This window comes from Bremerella sp. JC817, from assembly GCF_040718835.1.
GTDB lineage: Bacteria > Planctomycetota > Planctomycetia > Pirellulales > Pirellulaceae > Bremerella.
The window spans coordinates 1-327 of record NZ_JBFEFG010000255.1 but is presented as its reverse complement, the minus strand read 5'-3'; the positions used below and the strand labels follow the sequence as shown (position 1 = coordinate 327).

At 57.8% G+C, this 327-nt stretch carries 1 protein-coding gene; it reads left to right on the top strand.

Annotation, left to right across the window (positions count from 1 at the left end):
• Window positions 1-226 (top strand): TspO/MBR family protein (locus AB1L30_RS04850; protein WP_367012296.1); only part of this gene is annotated, 226 nt, incomplete at its 5' end.
• Between the last annotated feature and the right edge of the window lie 101 nt (window positions 227-327).

Below are 327 nucleotides of genomic sequence, written 5' to 3'. Positions count from 1 at the left end.
GCGAACGCTCCACTGGTCGCTCGAGGCATTCCAGCGGACATGCGAGATCACCGCTCCGGTCGGGCAAGCAAATCGGCAGAAGCCCATCGGAACGAACGCCGAGAAGATCAATCCACCGAATTGGATCTTTGGCCCGGTCTGGTCGACGCTTTACCTGATGATGGCCATCGCCGCCTGGCTGACGTGGCGAAAAAGTGGCCGACGATTCGCACATCATCACCGTTGAAGAAGGTGGCTTGAAGTTCGAGGTCAACCTGTCGGACTACGTCGATACCGGCTTGTTCCTCGATCACCGTAACCTGCGCAGTCAGTTTCGGGACGAAGCTT